This is a genomic window from Acinetobacter sp. FL (assembly GCF_040744925.1).
Taxonomy (GTDB): domain Bacteria; phylum Pseudomonadota; class Gammaproteobacteria; order Pseudomonadales; family Moraxellaceae; genus Acinetobacter; species Acinetobacter radioresistens.
The window spans coordinates 113,145-131,207 of the sequence record NZ_CP160437.1 but is presented as its reverse complement, the minus strand read 5'-3'; the positions used below and the strand labels follow the sequence as shown (position 1 = coordinate 131,207).

The following is an 18,063-nucleotide window of genomic DNA, read 5'->3' as shown; positions in this document are numbered from 1 at the left end:
AGTATACGCCTGTTTAAATCAGTTTAAAGTGACTTGATTTTCACATAGACGAGCTTTACATATTTTTTCCAGACTAATATAAAGCTTTCGGCAACCGGATCTGGATAATTTCATTATCATCGGCAAGTTTAGCATTACGACCGCTCGAACCCGGAAAATTGTTATCATTTAACACGGTCAGGGTACGGCCATCTTCAATAACGACATCTTCAATAGTTTCAAATGGGAAAGCAAACTGTGTGCCTGTACCAATGTCTCCATCACGTACCAAAGTATAAAGCTGGTTCGGGTTTGCAATCTTAATTAAGTCCAGCAGTTCTTCACGCTCAATTACCTTGCCGGACTCACCCAGCTTGATCCTGATCAGCTTCTTATAGCCACCGAGATTATTCTGGCTGGCATCGCGCTCAATAATGATGCCTTCCTGATTATTAAAGAGCTGAAAGTCTCCAATCGCTGAAGCCTTGCTATCCAGCGCGAACAGATAATATTTTCCGGTATAGTATTTAGTCTTTAGATCAAACTGGGAAATAATCAATTGGCCGCTGGCATCACCTTTTAATGGTTTTTCCAGTAATGGATAAAGATATTGGCCATCCTTAGAAAGTGCCATACCTTCAAATCCGCCACTTTGCTGAATCAGTGGTTCGATATAGTTAATTCCTGCCTTGTTGAGCTGATTCTGTGGTGATCGTAGCTCCTGTCCTTTAATTAAAGGATGCGGAAGAGGAATAGGGGCATCAAGCAGTACGCCTTCTGCAGAAAAATGCAGTAAATAAGGTCCGAACTCATCACCAATCCAGTAAGTCCCATCGGCTACTCGTTGCATTGATTCCGGATCAAAATCCGCCCCAGTTAAAAGACGATCTGGTGTATTGTTATTTACAATTTCAAAAGGAACCAACTTATTCGGATCACGTAGCTGGATAAAATCCTGAACAGACACCTGCCCTGTTCCCTTGGTCTTGGTTTTAAAATCAGGCTTAATTTTATAAATTCTTAGCAAATAGTCAGCTGAATTATTTTGAGTCCCAAAACCATTATCTGACATGGCCATATAACTGCCATCATTATTTTTAACTGCAGCTGAGAAACCCTGTACAGGCTGCCCTTTAAAGGGCGGATAAATTTCATTAGCCCCCGATACGGCAGCGCCTGAGTCGGGGCCTTCTGCATAAGTTGAAACTGGAAGTTTGGCAAATGAGATCAGGGTGGGTACTGTAAGGGTTTCTGGTGAAGAGAACTGATCATGATCATCATCATTACAGGCGCTTAAACTGAGAGCTGTAAAACAAAGCAGAGATAGAAGTTTCTTATTCATCATATGTACTTATAAAAATTTTTATTCAATTAAAGCAATCAATTATGAAAATCTAACGACAATAAGATGAAAAGTTAATGACGATCTTATTACAGAAAATGAAATAGAGAAAATTATCTCCAGTCACATAAAAACTTGAGTATCTTTAAAATAATAAATTTCTGTCGTCTCTGGCTTAGAGGGAATAAGGCTTTCTACCGCTATAGTCTTTATCAGCTTTAAACTGATATAAAAATATATAGAGACAGAATATCTCTAATGTATAAAACAACAGTTATAAAGTAATAGACAGGAAACTTTTCCGGTTGTACCGAATGAGACTATCTAAACAGATAGGTAGAGCGGCCCGGTCAGGATGATCGGGCCGCTCTATTTTATTCTAAATATTTAATAAAAATAAAAAGCCTCAGTTGAGGCTTTTTAATCACAGTTTTAGAGCTCTACAATGCGACGCGGTTTTTTAACCGGAATAACAGGCTCCGTTACCTCATCACTCATCGGTACAACTTTAATTAAAGCCACTGCTATTGCTCCAATGACTGCCGGTATAGCAACTGCAAGAAAATTCATTTTATGTGGTAATTCCATACCCAATAGGAAACCAATCAAAATCGGACCAACAATTGCACCAATCCGCCCAACTGCTGAAGCCCAGCCGATTCCAGTCGAACGTACTGCTAACGGATAGTACTGAGCAACATAACTATAGAGAAGAATACTGCTGCCAATTGCTGAAGCGCCCGCTAAAGCTACCAGTAAATAAATTACAGCTGGTGGTGAATTAAATCCTAATCCAACCAAAGCCAGTGCCCCCATCAAGAACATTCCAATGATTACCGGTTTCAGATGGAATTTATCTGCCAGAATCCCCCCGCCAATCGTACCAATTACTGCCCCAATGTTCATAGACATCAGAAATATTAAACTGCTTCCCAGAGAGTAACCAGCAGCCATCATTAGTTTCGGTAACCAGCTACCTAATGCATATACCATAAGCAGGCACATGAAAAAACAGCTCCAGAACAGTAGTGTACTCATACCACGTCCCTGTCTAAATAAAGCTGCAACTGAGGCATCTGGAACTTTAACTTCATTTAAGACCAGCTGGGTCTGTAAGGTCATACTTTCCTGAGGCATAATCTTTTGAACAATCTTACGGGCTTTATCCTGCTGTTGTTTTTTAACCAGAAAAGTTAAAGATTCAGGCAAAAACTTCCATATGATTGGTAAAATCAGTAAAGGAATACCTGCAATATAGAACATGATCTCCCAACCAAAGGTCGGCGTAAACTGAGCCCCCAATAATGCTGCCATAATACCGCCCATGGCATAGCCACTGAACATGGTAGTAACCAGAGTACTTCTTAATTTTTGAGGCGCATATTCTGATGTAAGCGCAACCAAGTTAGGCAGCACTCCGCCTATACCCAGCCCGGCAATAAAACGTAAAATACCAAATTCAGTCGGGTTTGAAGCAAAACCACCTAAAAAAGTAAATCCGCTAAATAAAGTGACACAAATCAAAATAACTTTTTTTCGGCCAATCTTATCGGCTAGCATTCCAAACAGCATTGCACCAAACATCATCCCAGCTAGAGCAGTACTGGCCAGCATGCCTGCCTGTACAGCAGTCATATTCCACTCTTGCATTAATAAAGGTAGAGCAACACCATTAATTGCCAGATCATAACCATCAAAAATGACAATAAATAGGCACCACAATACTATAGTCATATGAAAGGGCTTAAATTTTGCATGATCAATAACCGTATTGACATTTATTATGTTAGTTGACATTAGTTCTCACCTCCACTGTGAGTTTATAATTTCAACTAAAATGAATTATGATTCACTTTTTGTCTAAAACCCTAAAGGTATAAATACATACCCTAAAGGCATTAAAACGAAGATATGATATAAAATGTCAGCTTGACTTGAATAAAAAATCAACATTTAAATCAAAAAATTTGGAAAACTGTCCAGTCTATTTTTAAATTTATAAATTTTAACAGTTACTTAAGGATAGAAGCCAAATTTATAAGACTAAAGAGATATTGAACTGAAAAATGATATCTCAAATTAACTATTATTTTATATAAAACCCTCCGCATAAAAAAAAGCCCCCTCGATGAGGGGGCTTTTTAGAATAATGAGCTGGCGATGACTTACTCTCACATGGGTAACCCCACACTACCATCAGCGCTAAGAGGTTTCACTTCTGAGTTCGGGAAGGGATCAGGTGGTTCACTCTTGCTATGGTCGCCAGCACAACTGTTGATGGACTTGTTCGGGTCTGATTTAACTGCGGTGCAGTATATGCCGTACTTTGGTCCAAATGAGTTATTAACAGAGGGCAGATCTGGGTCTGAATTGTATGTTCCAGCATCAGGCTGAATCAAGGGATATTGCATATTTATGAATCGATTGATGCTTTGTATACAACTGTTTGGGTGTTGTATAGTCAAGCCTCACGAGCAATTAGTATTGGTCAGCTTCACATATCACTATGCTTCCACATCCAACCTATCAACGTCCTGGTCTTGAACGGCTCTTTAGGTGACATAAAGTCACGGGGAAATCTTATCTTGAGGTAGGCTTCCCGCTTAGATGCTTTCAGCGGTTATCCCTTCCGAACATAGCTACCCGGCGATGCGACTGGCGTCACAACCGGTACACCAGAGGTTCGTCCACTCTGGTCCTCTCGTACTAGGAGCAGATCCTCTCAAATTTCCAGCGCCCACGGTAGATAGGGACCGAACTGTCTCACGACGTTCTAAACCCAGCTCGCGTACCTCTTTAAATGGCGAACAGCCATACCCTTGGGACCTGCTTCAGCCCCAGGATGAGATGAGCCGACATCGAGGTGCCAAACACCGCCGTCGATATGAACTCTTGGGCGGTATCAGCCTGTTATCCCCAGAGTACCTTTTATCCGTTGAGCGATGGCCCTTCCATACAGAACCACCGGATCACTAAGACCTACTTTCGTACCTGCTCGACTTGTGGGTCTCGCAGTTAAGCGCGCTTTTGCCTTTATACTCTACGCGTGATTTCCGACCACGCTGAGCGCACCTTCGTACTCCTCCGTTACTCTTTAGGAGGAGACCGCCCCAGTCAAACTACCCACCAGACACGGTCCTCGACCCAGATTATGGGTCAGAGTTAGAACCTCAACATTACCAGGGTGGTATTTCAAGGATGGCTCCATAGGAACTGGCGTCCCTACTTCAAAGCCTCCCACCTATCCTACACAAGTAAGGTCAAAGTTCAGTGTCAAGCTGCAGTAAAGGTTCACGGGGTCTTTCCGTCTAGCCGCGGGTACACTGCATCTTCACAGCGATTTCGATTTCACTGAGCCTCTGCTGGAGACAGCGCCGCCATCATTATGCCATTCGTGCAGGTCGGAACTTACCCGACAAGGAATTTCGCTACCTTAGGACCGTTATAGTTACGGCCGCCGTTTACTGGGGCTTCGATCAAGAGCTTCGCTTACGCTAACCCCATCAATTAACCTTCCAGCACCGGGCAGGCATCACACCCTATACGTCCACTTTCGTGTTTGCAGAGTGCTATGTTTTTAATAAACAGTTGCAGCGGCCTGGTTTCTGCGGCTGCCGACAGCTCAAGGAGCAAGTCCTATCACCATCAGCAGCGTACCTTCTCCCGAAGTTACGGTACCATTTTGCCTAGTTCCTTCAGCAGAGTTCTCTCAAGCGCCTTGGTCTACTCGACCTGACCACCTGTGTCGGTTTCGGGTACGATTCCTGTGTAACTGAAGCTTAGAGACTTTTCTTGGAAGTATGGTATCGGCCACTTCGCCAGTAAACTGGCTTGCTATCGACTCTCAGCATAGAGCACCCCGGATTTGCCTAAGATGCATGCCTACTGTCTTCCACCTGGACAACCAACGCCAGGCTGACCTAACCTTCTCCGTCCTCTCATCGCATTACACAGAAGTATTGGAATATTAACCAATTTCCCATCGACTACGCCTTTCGGCCTCGCCTTAGGGGTCGACTCACCCAGCCCCGATTAACGTTGGACTGGAACCCTTGGTCTTTCGGCGAACGGGTTTTTCACCCGTTTTGTCGTTACTCACGTCAGCATTCGCACTTCTGATACCTCCAGCAGACTTCTCAATCCACCTTCATCGGCTTACAGAACGCTCCCCTACCACGCACATAAATGTGCATCCGCAGCTTCGGCACATAGTTTTAGCCCCGTTACATCTTCCGCGCAGGCCGACTCGACTAGTGAGCTATTACGCTTTCTTTAAAGGGTGGCTGCTTCTAAGCCAACCTCCTAGCTGTCTATGCCTTCCCACATCGTTTCCCACTTAACTATGATTTTGGGGCCTTAGCTGGCGGTCTGGATTGTTTTCCTCTTGACTACGGACGTTAGCACCCGCAGTCTGTCTCCCGGATAGTACTCATTGGTATTCGGAGTTTGCATCGGTTTGGTAAGTCGGGATGACCCCCTAGCCGAAACAGTGCTCTACCCCCAATGGTATTCGTCCGAGGCGCTACCTAAATAGCTTTCGGGGAGAACCAGCTATCACCGAGTTTGATTAGCCTTTCACCCCTATCCACAAGTCATCCCCCGGCTTTTCAACGACGGTGGGTTCGGTCCTCCAGTTAGTGTTACCCAACCTTCAACCTGCTCATGGATAGATCACCCGGTTTCGGGTCTATACCCAGCGACTAGACGCCCTATTAAGACTCGATTTCTCTACGGCTCCCCTATTCGGTTAACCTCGCCACTGAATATAAGTCGCTGACCCATTATACAAAAGGTACGCAGTCACACCACGAAGGTGCTCCCACTGCTTGTATGCATGCGGTTTCAGGATCTATTTCACTCCCCTCACAGGGGTTCTTTTCGCCTTTCCCTCACGGTACTGGTTCACTATCGGTCAGTCAGGAGTATTTAGCCTTGGAGGATGGTCCCCCCATATTCAGACAAGGTTTCACGTGCCTCGCCCTACTCGTCATCATTATGTGTGCCCTTTCGTGTACGGGACTATCACCCTCTACGGTTGCACTTCCCAGAGCATTCCTCTAAAACACACATAACTTAATGGGCTGATCCCCGTTCGCTCGCCGCTACTGAGGGAATCTCAATTGATTTCTTTTCCTGAGGGTACTGAGATGTTTCACTTCCCCTCGTTCGCCTTGCATGACTATGTATTCATCATGCAATACCTACCTTATGGTAAGTGGGTTTCCCCATTCAGACATCTCCGGATCACAGGATATTTGCCGCCTCCCCGAAGCTTTTCGCAGGCTATCACGTCTTTCATCGCCTCTGACTGCCAAGGCATCCACCACATGCACTTAATTACTTGACTATACAACCCCAAACAGTCGACGTTACCTACAAGGAGCAACTTCAACATTACAGTTTAGAGCACTGTGCATTTAAGCACTGTACAGCTTCAATCTAAATTCATATACCAAAACGCTTGATTCAGTTAATTTGCTAGTTCTCAGTTCAATCTACGTTAGTCAACAGGTTGCCCTGTAACGTCTATTGAATGAGTTGAACAATTTATTTCAGACTCAAATTTGCCAATCTGTTAATGATTCACTGCATCCTCGTCGGATTGCAGTCAACTGTGATAAATCACAGAAGTTAATAAGATGTGCTTTACGCTAAGTTCTCATTAAATTCTGTAATCTCTAGCTTCGAATCAAATCATGTTTGATTCGTGGTGGAGACTAGGAGAGTCGAACTCCTGACCTCCTGCGTGCAAAGCAGGCGCTCTACCAACTAAGCTAAGTCCCCAGCTTATCAATAAGTCAACATATCTGTTTTTCTGCATTACTGCTTTCGTCAGTAGTGGTGGGTCTGACAAGACTTGAACTTGTGACCCCACGCTTATCAAGCGTGTGCTCTAACCAACTGAGCTACAGACCCTCAGATACATCGTCATGAAGAACAACTTGTTGTGGATTCTTACCAATCGTCAATCTTTCGTTAAGGAGGTGATCCAGCCGCAGGTTCCCCTACGGCTACCTTGTTACGACTTCACCCCAGTCATCGGCCACACCGTGGTAAGCGTCCTCCTTGCGGTTAGACTACCTACTTCTGGTGCAACAAACTCCCATGGTGTGACGGGCGGTGTGTACAAGGCCCGGGAACGTATTCACCGCGGCATTCTGATCCGCGATTACTAGCGATTCCGACTTCATGGAGTCGAGTTGCAGACTCCAATCCGGACTACGATCGGCTTTTTGAGATTAGCATCACATCGCTGTGTAGCAACCCTTTGTACCGACCATTGTAGCACGTGTGTAGCCCTGGCCGTAAGGGCCATGATGACTTGACGTCGTCCCCGCCTTCCTCCAGTTTGTCACTGGCAGTATCCTTAAAGTTCCCACCCGAAGTGCTGGCAAATAAGGAAAAGGGTTGCGCTCGTTGCGGGACTTAACCCAACATCTCACGACACGAGCTGACGACAGCCATGCAGCACCTGTATCAGAGTTCCCGAAGGCACCAATCCATCTCTGGAAAGTTCTCTGTATGTCAAGGCCAGGTAAGGTTCTTCGCGTTGCATCGAATTAAACCACATGCTCCACCGCTTGTGCGGGCCCCCGTCAATTCATTTGAGTTTTAGTCTTGCGACCGTACTCCCCAGGCGGTCTACTTATCGCGTTAGCTGCGCCACTAAAGCCTCAAGGGCCCCAACGGCTAGTAGACATCGTTTACGGCATGGACTACCAGGGTATCTAATCCTGTTTGCTCCCCATGCTTTCGTACCTCAGCGTCAGTATTAGGCCAGATGGCTGCCTTCGCCATCGGTATTCCTCCAGATCTCTACGCATTTCACCGCTACACCTGGAATTCTACCATCCTCTCCCATACTCTAGCCAACCAGTATCGAATGCAATTCCCAAGTTAAGCTCGGGGATTTCACATTTGACTTAATTGGCCGCCTACGCACGCTTTACGCCCAGTAAATCCGATTAACGCTCGCACCCTCTGTATTACCGCGGCTGCTGGCACAGAGTTAGCCGGTGCTTATTCTGCGAGTAACGTCCACTATCCTAAAGTATTAATCCAGGTAGCCTCCTCCTCGCTTAAAGTGCTTTACAACCAAAAGGCCTTCTTCACACACGCGGCATGGCTGGATCAGGGTTCCCCCCATTGTCCAATATTCCCCACTGCTGCCTCCCGTAGGAGTCTGGGCCGTGTCTCAGTCCCAGTGTGGCGGATCATCCTCTCAGACCCGCTACAGATCGTCGCCTTGGTAGGCCTTTACCCTACCAACTAGCTAATCCGACTTAGGCTCATCTATTAGCGCAAGGCCCGAAGGTCCCCTGCTTTCTCCCGTAGGACGTATGCGGTATTAGCGCTCCTTTCGGAACGTTGTCCCCCACTAATAGGCAGATTCCTAAGCATTACTCACCCGTCCGCCGCTGAATCCGGTAGCAAGCTACCTTCATCCGCTCGACTTGCATGTGTTAAGCCTGCCGCCAGCGTTCAATCTGAGCCATGATCAAACTCTTCAGTTAAAATCATTTGTACCTTATTTATAGACAAGGTACCAATTCTGGCTCATTAATCTTCTGACTAAAAATTTACTCAAATAAACTTCGAGAAATTTCTACCATTCAATCAATGAAAATTATTTCGATCGATCAACCAGTAAAAATCCACACAAGTTGTTCTTCATATTCTCTTAATGATCTTCTTACTGCTTCGTCAGCAGCAAGCTAGGTCGGCTATATTACGCTTTCTTTTCAGAAAGTCAACTGGTAATTCAGATTATTTTAAACCTATCTAACAAAACCTGACTTAATTATATTTAACTAAGTTGCTGTTTTATCAGAAGTTTTAATCTTCATCACCGCCGATGGATGTGCATTCTACAGCATTTCAGTATCGTTGCAACACTTCTAAAAAACATTTTTTATCGTGTGTTTATTTTTCAAACCAATAAAAAAATAAGTTATTGTTATTTAATAATAATTTATTTTGATTATTCTTTTATTTTATAAAGACTCCTATTTACAATTTAGCTAAATTAATATTAAATTATTGTTTTATATAAATTTTATTTAAAAAATTACTTTCAATATCAAGCTTATCGTTCAATATTAATTCTATTTTTGTCTTCCTATTCGCCAAAGTGCTGTTCAAACATACAAAATACGCTATAAAGCTCAATTTCTTACTATTCAAGTTTTATAATAGCCTTTCCTAAAGTATCTTTGCTTACCTCCAAATAGTAAAAAGCCATTGTTTTACAGCAATGGCTTTTTTGTCTTCATTTACTTTTATAAATGCGAAATGATTAGAACTTTATACTCACACGTGCCCAATAATTGCGGCCCATATTATTAAACTGTTCATGGCTGGCAAAACCAAAGCCTGAACTTCCAGCCCGATTTAAATGCTCGGTATAAGTTTTATTGAGCACATTATCTATACCTAAAGCCAGATCGACATGCTGCATCAGGCTATAAGAGCTATTTAATGACAATGTGCTGAAACCTTTACTTTTTTGCAGATCATATCCTACGATGTTCCCTTGGTTCAGGCTAATCCGGTCCTGCTGCGCCACCATCCGCCAGAGTAAGCCCAAAGTATATTTATCCTGAACATAGCGAAGGTTAAAGCGTCCTTCTAAAGGAGCTATCTGAGGCAATGGGGTATGATCTGTAGTATTTTTACCCCAAGCATACATGGTACTTAAATCAGCCTGTACTGCATCAGTAAGCTGATAACCAACTCCTGCTTCAGCCCCTGCAATCACTGCATCAATATTTTTTGCTCCTGCACTAAAGTTTGAACCATGCCCATGTGCGCCAGCAGCTGGATGGTCATGATAGCTAATTAAAATATAATCATTAATTAGACCGGTATAAGCAGAAAGCCATGAGCTGAAAGCACCATGCTGATGCTGATAGCCCAGATCCAGTTGCAAGGTTTTTTCAGTATCCAAATCATTAAAGGTTGGTTTGCCCATACCCGTGTTACCGTGAGCAGTACTGAACAGCTCCCAGTAATCCGGTGCACGCTGGACATAGCCCAGACCGATATAAGTTTTAGCATCATGCTCTGGATGCTGGCCTTCCAGCCGGACAAAAGCACTTGGTAGAGTTTCCTTGCGGTTCTCATCAAGTTTTAATGCATCTATCTTGATCTGATCAATCCGTGCACCGGTAACCAGCTTGTAATGTTCATTGAAGGGATAACTCAGCTCACTAAACGCACCATAAGACTGAAACTTCATATTGGTCGTCAATGGCATATTCATCATCATGGAGGTCATGCCGCCTGCATGATGATTGTGCTGAGAATCTATACCGCTGATGATATTTGCCTGATTCCATGCCGTAGTGACTGCAAGGCGAGTATTCAGAGTACGGCGAGTCACCTGCATCTCTTGCGGATCCGGCATCAGCATGGTCATACCACTATGGGTCATTTCAACCAATGGAGGCATACGCAAACTGAAGTTATCCATAATATGGTCGTTATAGCTATAATTTACCTGCCCTTCAATTTTCTTAATCACATCATTAATATTATTCTTTTCAAAACGCAGGCCTAAACTTTCCCTTGCAAACTGGGAACCGTCCATATCACGGCCGGCATATAAAGCCTCGCCATCTGATTTTCCAGCTGTCAATTCAAGCCAGGTCTGTTCATCTGGTGTCCAGCCCAGGGCCAAATCTGTATTCCAGCGCTCCCATGCGGAAGGTACAGTATTACCATCCCCATCTTTATAGCTGTCTGACTTTGAGCGGTTAGCATTTAAACGAATGTATTTATTTTCGTCACCAACTGCTGCCTCTACATTGTGATCAAGGCGGCCAAATGAACCCAGCATGGTACTGGCCTGACCCTGATAATGCTGATCTTCATTAAAACGGACTGGCTTACGCTCAAAAATTACAGTGGCTGCTGAACCGGTCTGTGCATATTGTACGGTCTGCGGCCCTTTAATGACCGAAATTTGGTCATAACTTTCCGGCTGAATATAAGAAGTTGGTGCATCCATACGTGACGGACAGGCTCCCAGATTTTCCGTACCGTCAGTCAGAATCTTGATGCGTGAGCCAAACATGCCCCGAAAGGTCACATCGCCATTGGTTCCCCCATTTTTGATGGCACTAAAGCCAACAATACTTTGCAGATAATCTGCACCATCTGTCGCAGGTACAGGCTGAATGGGCTTTTTAGGATCAGCTTGCACAATCAGTCCACTAGCCTCATTACCCTGCTGGGCAGTTATTATAATAGGGGCCAGAGTCTGCACACTGGTCTCGGTTTCGGCAAATAATGTACCTGAATAGCAGGCAATGAAAATTGCAGCCGATAAAGGCTGTAAAAAGAATTTTGGCCGAGCCATATCAATCTCTCTAAAAATACAGATAAACAGTGACCTGGACCAGTGAGGCCCAGAGAAAAAGTTGTTTATGCAGAGATTGGAGGAGCTCGCCCCTGAGGTAATAAAAATAGCCGCTGGAGTACAAACCAGACATGACTGAATGTCTTCTGGAAAGCGAGCAGCCGAACCTGAATACGATCCAGGACTTCTTTTATATCCAGTTCAGGCGGCAATACCAGATTGCCATAGACAGTACAATACTGGCATTGATGATTAGCATCATGGTGATGGTGTTCAGAAGCTGAATCTTTCTGAAGATTATGCTGATGACTATGAGATGCAGCTGAATGCTCAGCATGAGGTACGGTATGGTTCAGTAACAATGCACGGGTAATCGTTTCACAGACAGGCGCAACCTGATACTGCTTGGGCAGCAGAGGCTGTAAAAATACCGCGATCTGTAAACATACTGCTATGACTGACAGCAGTAACCCATGACGCATCAACAAATTTTGAATCTCAAAATTTTACTGGAGCCCCAGTATAGCAAAGCCCAAATTAAATTGGGCCTTATTAAAAGATTATTCAGACAGTTCAACCACTAGCGTCTTGCTGCAACCTTTTCCTTCTGTCTTGAACGTACCAGTTTTTCAACTTTTTCACGGGCACGCTGCCGTTTAAGAGGAGAAAGGTAATCTACAAAAAGCTTACCGTTCAGATGGTCCATTTCATGCTGGATACACACAGCCAGCAATCCGTCAGCTTCGATCTCGAAGGCATTACCTTCAAGGTTAAGGGCCTCAATTTTGACACGTGACGGACGCTCAACTTTGTCGTATATTTGTGGCACAGATAAACATCCTTCTTCATAAGGCTGGGTATCTTCAGTAAGCGGTGTAATTTTAGGGTTAATAAAAACCATTGGCTGATTCTTTTCTTCAGATAAATCCATCACGATTAACTGAATATGGCGGTCAACCTGTGTTGCAGCCAAGCCAATGCCCGGCGCTTCGTACATGGTTTCAAACATATCTGCAGCAAGCTGGCGAATTTCATCTGTCACTTCTTCGACTGGCTTGGCAAGGGTACGAAGACGCGGGTCTGGGAAACTTAAAATAGGTAATAAGGCCATACAGTCGTCCTCTTTTGTTGCCAGTATTGCAAAACCAAATAAATGAAGGAAAACTTCATTAAAAAATGTGTGTAAGGTCGTTATTATAACGCAACTACAGACATAATTTTTAGGAATTATGATAATGAAAAAAGTTTTCAAAGGCAGCGCACTTCGTGCCTTGGGGTTTAAAAAGCAGTTTATTGCTCTCGCAATCTGTTCAAGTTTGGGAATAATCATGCCTGGTATGGCTGAAGCAGCCAGCCGTAATATAAATCCGCCCTCTTTAAAAGCCAGTGCTCCTAATGTTTATGTGGTCAAAAAAGGGGATACTTTATGGGATATCGCCGGAAAATTCTTGAGTAAGCCGTGGCGCTGGCCAGAAATCTGGGCCAGCAACAAACATGTCAAGAATCCACACTGGATTTATCCGGGCGACCGTTTATTGCTGTGTACTCTAGACGGACGACCGCTGATCGGTAAAGATGAAGGTGACGGCTGTGAAGGTATTATTCGCCGTTATGGTGGCCAGACCAGTATGCAGCCACAAGTTCGTGTTGAATCCCTAAATAATGCTATTCCAGTTATTCCGCTTGAACATATTCGGGTCTGGCTGGAACGCACCCTGATAATGTCACCAGATTCAGTGGTCAATACCCCCTATATTTTAGGCACGGCTGATAACCGGGTATTGGCTGCTGCCGGCCAAACCGTTTACGCACGCGGTAATGGCCTGCAAGTTGGTCAGCGTTATGCAGTTTATCGTGAGGGTGAGCCTTACATATTCACCGATGCTAATGGCAAGTCATATAATGCCGGTGTAGAGCTGCTTCAGGTGGCTTCCGGCGTAGCTGTGCAGAATGAACAGGATATTACTACGCTAGAATTAACGCAAAGTTATAATGGGGAAGTCCGTCGCGGGGATCGGGTCATGCCAGAATATGATTCTATGTTGCCTACCCTGTTCTATCCAACAATTGACCATCAGGTGACTGAAGGCGGTCAGGTGATTCGGGTGATGGGATCAATCGGTACGGCAGCCAGACACAGTGTGGTGACTGTTAACCGGGGCAATATTCATGGGGTTCAGTCCGGTCAGGTATTCAGTGTCTATCAGCAGGGTGAAGTTGTACGTGATCCGAAAACCCGCGAACAAATCAAACTGCCAAGTCAAAGAGTTGGTAATATTATGATTTTCCGTACTTTTGACCAGTTAAGCTATGCTTATGTACTGGACAGCGCCCTACCTATCAAAGTAGGTTCCGGCATTCAGGCGCCGCCAATGGCAGAGTAAGGCTGGAGCATTATTATGATTGCCGAATTATCGCAGCTTCATTATCACAGTCTGAAGCTGTGGTATTTGGTCCAGCATTCAGTTTCAAGTTTTAACCAGCTGGTTGAGTATTTTGGCAGTGCTGAACAGGCAACCACTCCGGCAGCAGTAGCGCGCTGGGGCAATTTAAAACTGCATGCCAATCATTCCAAGCGGGCACAGGAATTTTATAGCGCAACCGGTCAGGCTGAGTTTGAACAACTGACCCAACGGGTACTGGCAAGTTGCGATTTTATTTTAGTGCCGGAAGATATACTGTATCCGCAGCAGCTGCACCCTTATACAGATAAGCCTCCGATCCTGTTTGGCCAAGGTTCTGCTCAAGCCTTAAGTCAACCCCAGATCGCGATTGTAGGCAGTCGCAAACCAAGCCCGCATGGCCGGCAAGTAGCCTACGACTTTGCGTATTATCTGAGTGAAAAAGGGTTTTATATTACCAGTGGACTTGCCTTGGGAATTGATGAGGCAGCACATCAAGGGGCATTGCAGCATCAGCGCACTATTGCTGTAGTCGGAACCGGACTGGATCTGGTCTATCCAGCCCATAACCGTAAGCTTCAAGAACACATACTTCAATACGGCGGTACAATTGTCAGTGAGTTTTTACCGGGAACCCAACCACTCAAGCATCATTTTCCACGCCGTAACCGTATTGTTAGTGGTTTGAGTCTAGGTGTACTGGTGGCAGAAGCCGCTTTAGAAAGTGGTTCATTGATTACTGCACAGCGTGCCGCCGATCAGGGCAAGATTATTTTTGCCATTCCCGGCCATATCTACAGCGAGCATCATCAAGGCTGTCATCAACTCATCCGTGAAGGCTCCATACTGGTAGATCATCCGGAACAGCTGATTGAAGATCTGGCTTTACCGACCCAGTGGCACAGCCAGCAACAAAAGGTAAGCAGTGTACCCGAGCCGGCACAGGTACCTGAATATCTATTTGAACTGTACCAACAACTAGACTGGGTAGGACTGGATCTAGACCAGATTGCTCTTAAATTGCCATTACCTGCGGCTGAATTGACCGGACATCTGATGGAACTTGAGTTACTTGGACTATGTGTTCAGCAATCTGGGCGCTATCTGCGTTGCCGTCCGGGCTTTTAAGGTTCACAATAACCCTGTTTTCAGCTCTAAGGTAAATAGAATATATGATCACCACCTCTGTGACAGAAGCAGCAGAATGTCTCAGCCAGGGCAAAGTTTTAGCCTACCCCACCGAAGCTGTTTGGGGGCTCGGCTGTGATCCATATAATGAAGCGGCCTTCCATGAAATATTGCGCCTGAAACAACGTCCTATTGAAAAAGGAGTTATTTTGCTGGCTGGCCAGCTCTCGCAGGTTGAACACTTATTAGTGTCATTAAACCAGGAGGGTCAACAGCAAGTTATCCAGCAATGGACCCAGCGCTCAGTGACCGAGCGGGCAACTACCTGGCTGCTTCCAGCGGATGAGCAGATTCCTGTATGGATACGTGGCCAGCATCCTAAAGTTGCAGTACGGGTCACCAATCACCCGCTATGTGTAGCCCTCTGTAATGCTTTTAACAGTTTTATTGTTTCTACCAGTGCTAACCCTGCAGGTCTAGAACCGGCACGCACCTTGCAGGAAGCCAGCCAGTATTTTGGTTCTGAGCTGAATTATCTCAATGGGGACCTCGGTTTAAGCCAGCAACCTAGCCGTATTATTGATGCGATTACAGGTGAAATTATTAGAGCCTGAGATAAGACCCAAGCTTTTTTAAGAACTGTGCAAGCTTTCTACTTAAATTTAAGACAAAAAAAACTCAGCCATATAGATAGGAATGGCTGAGTATAAAAAGGGATGTGTTGACACATCCAGAGGGTCTATTACAACTTTATATTCACTTAATGTGAAGTAAAACTTAATAATCCTGCTTAATGTGTATTATAAATATAATTTTAAAATAAAACAAATATATTATTTATCTTATACATAGAGCTTTTTATGATCAATACTGATCAATATGGCTAAACAATTCAAAATATGTCTTTATTTATTTAAGGCTTTTTCTAAATATAAAAAAATCTCCACAATTATACTGGGGCTCAGTATCTGATCAGACCTTAGTCTAAGCTTAGATAAAGTCTCTCGTATGTTTAACTTTTAGGCACTACTTAATAATCTAAAGATCAAATATGACCAGAGAATGACCAACTCTCATGTTCGATAGGTTTTTTTCTGTGCCATCACAACACCTGTGAGGATCAGGACTCCGCCCAGCGTATGATAAATTGTCCAGCTTTCAGCCAGCCATAAACTGGCAATGATTGCGGTAAAAACCGGCATCAGATTCATAAAAATACTGGTGCGGTTAGGGCCAATCTGCTGTACAGCCAGCATCCAGACAAAAGGCGCAATCAGTGAAGGGAAAATACCTGCATATAGCACGCTGCCCAAGTTAACTGTATTCAAGCTGTCCAGACCTAGCCACGCGATAAAAGGTAAATGATAAATCAGCGCAAAAGCGATCTGAATATAAAGGCTGATCAATAAAGGAATCTTTAATTGCCATTTTTTCAGGAAAACACCATAAAAGGCATAGAAGAACACGGCAACTCCCATAAGCAGATCACCCCAGTGCGCGCCACTTTGCCAGAGTGCCAACAGGTTCCCCTGAGCCATTACATAAATCAGTCCGCAAAATGACAGGATACTGCCCATAATCGCGAAGCGATTGGGTATGTCTTTGAGAATAAAAAAAGAAACCAGAATGGTGAATACGGGAATGAAAGCATTAATCAGTCCCATATTGGTAGCAGTGGTATAATGTGCCGCGGTATATGCCAGTCCCTGATACAGTACCATCCCAAAAGCGCTCAGTACTGCCAGCTGTAGCCAGTGCTGCATTATCAGCTGACGCTGTTCCCAGACCTTGCCCAGCATAAATGGTGTCAGAATGAGAAATGCAATAAGCCAGCGATAAAAACTGATACTGACAGGAGAAATCAAATCTGCTGCATAGCGTGTAACTACAATATTTAATGACCAGATCATGACAGCAATGACCGGCAAAACAAATGCCCACGCTGGGTTACGGGAAACACTTGACATCTCTATGCTCTTTAATCATTCAATCCAGTATTGTTCTAGAAGTCTGAAATAATTGAAATACTGTTTTTCAGACATCTATACTGTATAGAGGACATCTTGACTCGGTATTCAAAAAATGAAACGACAGTATTCTGCTCTGGATGAGTTAATCGAGATTGATCAGTTTTTTTATGAGAAAAATGAAATTGTGGCTTCTCACTCTTCACTCTGGGGAGATTTTAATTTTAGCCTAGATGGTATTTTGGAAATCCAGACCGGGAAACAGACTTTTTTAGCGCCGCCTAATTATGCTTTATGGCTTCCTCCCCAGACTGAACATTGTTCTATTGCACTGGACCACAGCGTAACCCATTTTATTTGTATACGGGTGCATCCAAGTTTGTGTGACCAGTTACCCCGAGAGGTTAAAACTTTAAGTATTCGTCCTTTTCTTTTAGCTCTGGTTAGAGAAATTCTAGAACAGTCTTCCGGCGCCCCTGGTCCGGTTTACTCTCATCTTTTACAGGTACTGTTTGACCAGTTACTACAGGCCAAGATTTATGATGACTATTTGCCTCAAAGTCATCATACAGTACTGCTTCCTGTACTCCAGCAACTGGCTGATCCGGAGCTTTTTCAGTATAGCTTACAAACCTTGCTTAAAAGATTCAGCTTGAGTGAACGACAGATTTTACGTTTAAGCCAGCAGGAACTTGGCCTGTCAATTTCTGAGTGGCGTAACCGCGCTAAAATTATTTATGCAATCAGCCAGATTCGCCAAGGTGCTTCTATCAAGCGTCTTGCTTATGAGCTCGGCTACCAACATAGTTCCAGCTTTATTGCCTTTTTTAAACGCTATACGCAACATACCCCCTTACAGCTGAGGTCCTGATTAATAGCTGTAGG

General features: G+C 44.3%; 10 protein-coding genes, 2 tRNA genes and 3 rRNA genes. 4 read left to right on the top strand and 11 right to left on the bottom strand.

Going from position 1 to position 18,063, the window contains the following annotated elements; translation table 11 throughout:
- Positions 1-73: 73 nt before the first annotated feature.
- From ABZP31_RS00610 to def, 10 genes are all read right to left on the bottom strand, one after another.
- The gene (locus ABZP31_RS00610) at positions 74-1,324 is read right to left on the bottom strand and encodes an esterase-like activity of phytase family protein (RefSeq protein WP_248135003.1); all 1,251 of its coding nucleotides are present in this window, start codon (positions 1,322-1,324) and stop codon (positions 74-76) included.
- Positions 1,325-1,753: 429 nt separating this feature from the next.
- Positions 1,754-3,118, bottom strand: a complete 1,365-nt coding sequence (locus ABZP31_RS00605; protein WP_005022885.1) for an MFS transporter — start codon at positions 3,116-3,118, stop codon at positions 1,754-1,756.
- Between the two features lie 355 nt (positions 3,119-3,473).
- Positions 3,474-3,588, bottom strand: a 5S ribosomal RNA gene (gene rrf / locus ABZP31_RS00600).
- Between the two features lie 190 nt (positions 3,589-3,778).
- Positions 3,779-6,668 (bottom strand): 23S ribosomal RNA (locus tag ABZP31_RS00595).
- Positions 6,669-7,029: 361 nt separating this feature from the next.
- A tRNA-Ala gene (locus ABZP31_RS00590) sits at positions 7,030-7,105 on the bottom strand.
- A 55-nt stretch (positions 7,106-7,160) separates the two neighbouring features.
- A tRNA-Ile gene (locus ABZP31_RS00585) sits at positions 7,161-7,237 on the bottom strand.
- Positions 7,238-7,298: 61 nt separating this feature from the next.
- Positions 7,299-8,835: ribosomal RNA gene (locus ABZP31_RS00580) — 16S ribosomal RNA — on the bottom strand.
- The 16S, 23S and 5S rRNA genes sit together here with 2 tRNA genes alongside, the layout of an rRNA operon.
- Positions 8,836-9,617: 782 nt before the next feature.
- The gene (locus ABZP31_RS00575; RefSeq protein ID WP_248135388.1) at positions 9,618-11,681 is read right to left on the bottom strand and encodes a TonB-dependent copper receptor; all 2,064 of its coding nucleotides are present in this window, start codon (positions 11,679-11,681) and stop codon (positions 9,618-9,620) included.
- Between the two features lie 65 nt (positions 11,682-11,746).
- Positions 11,747-12,163 carry a DUF2946 family protein gene (locus ABZP31_RS00570; RefSeq protein ID WP_171070521.1) on the bottom strand — a complete coding sequence of 139 codons (417 nt, stop codon included), beginning with the start codon at positions 12,161-12,163 and terminating at the stop codon, positions 11,747-11,749.
- A gap of 98 nt (positions 12,164-12,261) precedes the next feature.
- The gene (def, locus tag ABZP31_RS00565) at positions 12,262-12,792 is read right to left on the bottom strand and encodes a peptide deformylase (protein ID WP_005017251.1); all 531 of its coding nucleotides are present in this window, start codon (positions 12,790-12,792) and stop codon (positions 12,262-12,264) included.
- 124 nt (positions 12,793-12,916) lie between these two features.
- On the opposite strand from def, the gene ABZP31_RS00560 reads away from it, so the two are divergent.
- The 3 genes from ABZP31_RS00560 to ABZP31_RS00550 are packed head-to-tail and all read left to right on the top strand — an operon-like array spanning position 12,917 to position 15,825.
- Complete coding sequence (locus tag ABZP31_RS00560; protein ID WP_034671140.1) at positions 12,917-14,065, top strand: LysM peptidoglycan-binding domain-containing protein; 1,149 nt, start codon at positions 12,917-12,919, stop codon at positions 14,063-14,065.
- A 15-nt stretch (positions 14,066-14,080) separates the two neighbouring features.
- On the top strand, positions 14,081-15,211 hold the full coding sequence (dprA, locus tag ABZP31_RS00555) for a DNA-processing protein DprA (protein WP_034671139.1): 1,131 nt from the start codon (positions 14,081-14,083) through the stop codon (positions 15,209-15,211).
- Positions 15,212-15,255: 44 nt separating this feature from the next.
- Complete coding sequence (locus tag ABZP31_RS00550; RefSeq protein WP_034671138.1) at positions 15,256-15,825, top strand: Sua5/YciO/YrdC/YwlC family protein; 570 nt, start codon at positions 15,256-15,258, stop codon at positions 15,823-15,825.
- 459 nt (positions 15,826-16,284) lie between these two features.
- Here the strand turns inward: ABZP31_RS00550 and ABZP31_RS00545 are convergent, their stop codons facing one another.
- The gene (locus ABZP31_RS00545) at positions 16,285-17,178 is read right to left on the bottom strand and encodes a DMT family transporter (protein ID WP_034671137.1); all 894 of its coding nucleotides are present in this window, start codon (positions 17,176-17,178) and stop codon (positions 16,285-16,287) included.
- Positions 17,179-17,293: 115 nt separating this feature from the next.
- On the opposite strand from ABZP31_RS00545, the gene ABZP31_RS00540 reads away from it, so the two are divergent.
- Positions 17,294-18,049 (top strand): helix-turn-helix transcriptional regulator, encoded by a 756-nt coding sequence (locus ABZP31_RS00540; protein WP_101161660.1) that lies wholly within the window; start codon positions 17,294-17,296, stop codon positions 18,047-18,049.
- The last annotated feature ends 14 nt before the right edge of the window (positions 18,050-18,063 follow it).

What these genes read in the sequence shown, in the direction of transcription:
- ABZP31_RS00560 (WP_034671140.1), top strand. Translation starts at nt 12,917, where the DNA reads ATGAAAAAAGTTTTCAAAGGCAGCGCACTTCGTGCCTTGGGGTTTAAA.
- ABZP31_RS00540 (WP_101161660.1), top strand. Translation starts at nt 17,294, where the DNA reads ATGAAACGACAGTATTCTGCTCTGGATGAGTTAATCGAGATTGATCAG.
- ABZP31_RS00610 (WP_248135003.1), bottom strand. Translation starts at nt 1,324, where the DNA reads ATGATGAATAAGAAACTTCTATCTCTGCTTTGTTTTACAGCTCTCAGT.
- ABZP31_RS00550 (WP_034671138.1), top strand. Translation starts at nt 15,256, where the DNA reads ATGATCACCACCTCTGTGACAGAAGCAGCAGAATGTCTCAGCCAGGGC.
- def (WP_005017251.1), bottom strand. Translation starts at nt 12,792, where the DNA reads ATGGCCTTATTACCTATTTTAAGTTTCCCAGACCCGCGTCTTCGTACC.
- dprA (WP_034671139.1), top strand. Translation starts at nt 14,081, where the DNA reads ATGATTGCCGAATTATCGCAGCTTCATTATCACAGTCTGAAGCTGTGG.
- ABZP31_RS00545 (WP_034671137.1), bottom strand. Translation starts at nt 17,178, where the DNA reads ATGTCAAGTGTTTCCCGTAACCCAGCGTGGGCATTTGTTTTGCCGGTC.
- ABZP31_RS00570 (WP_171070521.1), bottom strand. Translation starts at nt 12,163, where the DNA reads ATGCGTCATGGGTTACTGCTGTCAGTCATAGCAGTATGTTTACAGATC.
- ABZP31_RS00575 (WP_248135388.1), bottom strand. Translation starts at nt 11,681, where the DNA reads ATGGCTCGGCCAAAATTCTTTTTACAGCCTTTATCGGCTGCAATTTTC.
- ABZP31_RS00605 (WP_005022885.1), bottom strand. Translation starts at nt 3,118, where the DNA reads ATGTCAACTAACATAATAAATGTCAATACGGTTATTGATCATGCAAAA.